Genomic DNA, 2471 nt, shown 5'->3' with positions numbered 1-2471 from the left:
TATTAAAATAAAATTGGTTGCGGGAGCCGGATTTGAACCGACGACCTTCGGGTTATGAGCCCGACGAGCTACCAGGCTGCTCCATCCCGCGCCTGTTTATGCTAATAAAGACTTAAGCCTCTGTTAACAAGAGCTGCATCATATAGCTTTATTAAGTTAATGCAAGCAATAAATTAAATAAGCTTTAACTTATTTCTTTTTTCATTCTTATTGAACGTAATTCATACGACATTATAGAAATTCAGTTCTGCGATGTGGTGTTATCATTTCTTTCCATGGCCAGTCATTGTGCCCCATTACTATAAAATCTGGATTTTCAGTTATCTCTCTTTGATTATAGGAAATATCTTCAAACTCAGCACTCTTAATTTCCCCCCCTGCCTGTTCAACAATAACTTGTGAAGCTCCTGTATCCCATTCACCCGTAGGACCTATACGTAAAAAACAATCAGCTTTACCTTCAGCAACAATACAGGCTTTCAAAGAGCACGAACCTACCGCAATAGTGTCAAAGTCTCTATCTAAATAACAACTCACAACGGATATATTTTGTCTGCGACTTACCGCTAGGGTGAGTTTCTCATGTTTAATAACCTGCAGTTTTTGATCTTTATTACAAGGATTATTATGTTCACGCTTAAACGATCCAAAACTTGCGCAGGCAAAATAAGTTGTATTATTTACAGGCCAATGAATAATGCCCAAAATAGGTTTATTATTTTCAATGAGAGCTATATTTACCGCAAAATCACCACTTTTTAAAATAAACTCACCTGTTCCATCCATAGGATCAAGTAGCCAATATCGTGTCCAATTTTGTCTTTCATTCAAAGGTGGAATACGACTTTCCTCTGACATGATTGGAATGTTTGGCGTTAATTTCATTAGGCCTTCAATCAATACTTTATTAGCAGCTATATCCGCTCTTGTGACAGGAGTATCATCACTTTTTTGCTGCTCACCTATGTCCTCTTGATCATAAATTTCCATGATCACTTGCCCAGCTTCTTGCGCAATTTTAATACAGGGTTCGAGAAATGATTGCATATTTAGATCCTGTTTAATTTGCTCTACTTATTAAGTGTTCCTTGGCTAAAAGTAATGCAGCCACACTTCTGGCTTCAGTAAAGTCTGCTTGTGTTAATAAAGTTTGCCATTGACTAATTGGCCAACGCACAACTTCTAAAGGCTCAGGTTCATCACCTAATAATGATTCTGTAAATAATTGCTCTGCGAATATTATGTGCATTTTTGCATTAAAATAACTTGGAGCCATAGTAACTTTTTTTAATTCAGTTAAACTTTTGGCACCAAAGCCAGCTTCTTCTTTTAATTCACGATTAGCAGCTTGCATAGCATCTTCGCCTGGATCAATAAGCCCTTTTGGAAAGCCCAATTGATAATCATGAGTGCCAGCACAATACTCTCTTACTAATAATAGCGTATCATCATCAATTAGGGGGACTATCATGACAGCACCTCTTCCACCACCTTTAATCCGCTCATATTTACGTAACTCACCGTTTGAAAATTTTAAATCTAACGATTCTACAGTAAATAACCCACTTTTCGCGACAATGCCAGTTGCTAAAATATCCGGCAACTGATGCTCCTTTTTCTGTGCCATAACATCACTTTGAATAGAATGAAGAATATGTGAATCATAATTCTTTTATTGTTAAAAACCTAGCTCCTCAGCCTATTTATAAATACGTTCAAGTTAACTTTTGCTATGATGTCACGATTGAATATATAAACTTTGATGAAATACTTATGTTAGATTGGTCTCAAATTGATACCGTATTACTCGATATGGATGGTACTTTATTAGATTTGCATTTTGATAATCATTTCTGGCTAGAACTTATACCAGCAAAATTAGCGCAAAAAAATAATATTTCATTTGAAGAAGCAAAGGCTGATTTAGCAGCCCGTTACGAAGCTGTTGCAGGCAACATACAATGGTACTGCTTAGATTATTGGCAGAAAGAGCTTTCTTTGCCTATTGTCGAGCTAAAACGGGAAATACAAGATTTAATTGCAATACGTAAAGATGTGCCCCTATTTTTAAAAGCCCTTAAGACTTCAGGTAAAAAACTAATATTACTAACAAACGCACATCCAGATAGTTTATCGTTAAAAATTGAACGTACACAAATTGATAGTTATTTAGATGAAATCATTTCAACCCATGAATTTGGTGTTAGCAAAGAACATCAGTCTTTATGGAAACAACTTGAGGAAAGATTAGAGTTCAATAAAAATCGTACCTTATTTATTGACGATAGTCTTATTATTTTAGAATCAGCTAAAACTTTTGGCATAAAACATTTATTAGCCGTGGCAAATCCTGATAGTAAAAAAGTAACCAATGAGATTAGGGGCTGTTGATCTTTGTTTGAATTTTGTGCGTAAGTGACAATCTCGTATAATTCACTTCGCCAAAACCAAACTAAACGAGATTGTCATGC

The 2471-nt window shown here is 35.6% G+C and carries 3 protein-coding genes and 1 tRNA gene; 1 reads left to right on the top strand and 3 read right to left on the bottom strand.

The annotated features are described in order from the left end of the window. Window positions 1-14: 14 nt before the first annotated feature. From BM088_RS26795 to nudE, 3 genes are all read right to left on the bottom strand, one after another. Window positions 15-91: transfer RNA gene (locus tag BM088_RS26795), tRNA-Met, on the bottom strand. A 140-nt stretch (window positions 92-231) separates the two neighbouring features. Next, a complete protein-coding gene (gene cysQ, locus BM088_RS26790; RefSeq protein WP_091991980.1) occupies window positions 232-1047 on the bottom strand; it encodes a 3'(2'),5'-bisphosphate nucleotidase CysQ in 816 nt (271 codons plus the stop codon). 13 nt (window positions 1048-1060) lie between these two features. Next, the gene (gene nudE / locus BM088_RS26785; protein WP_091991978.1) at window positions 1061-1627 is read right to left on the bottom strand and encodes an ADP compounds hydrolase NudE; all 567 of its coding nucleotides are present in this window, start codon (window positions 1625-1627) and stop codon (window positions 1061-1063) included. Between the two features lie 146 nt (window positions 1628-1773). Between nudE and yrfG the strand changes: the two genes are divergently transcribed. After that, complete coding sequence (yrfG, locus tag BM088_RS26780) at window positions 1774-2391, top strand: GMP/IMP nucleotidase (RefSeq protein WP_091991982.1); 618 nt, start codon at window positions 1774-1776, stop codon at window positions 2389-2391. Window positions 2392-2471 lie beyond the last annotated feature (80 nt).

The organism is Pseudoalteromonas denitrificans DSM 6059 (assembly GCF_900112265.1).
In the GTDB taxonomy this organism is placed as follows: Bacteria; Pseudomonadota; Gammaproteobacteria; order Enterobacterales; family Alteromonadaceae; genus Pseudoalteromonas; species Pseudoalteromonas denitrificans.
This window is presented reverse-complemented; position numbering and strand designations above follow the sequence as displayed.

What these genes read in the sequence shown, in the direction of transcription:
- cysQ (WP_091991980.1), bottom strand. Translation starts at nt 1,047, where the DNA reads ATGCAATCATTTCTCGAACCCTGTATTAAAATTGCGCAAGAAGCTGGG.
- nudE (WP_091991978.1), bottom strand. Translation starts at nt 1,627, where the DNA reads ATGGCACAGAAAAAGGAGCATCAGTTGCCGGATATTTTAGCAACTGGC.
- yrfG (WP_091991982.1), top strand. Translation starts at nt 1,774, where the DNA reads ATGTTAGATTGGTCTCAAATTGATACCGTATTACTCGATATGGATGGT.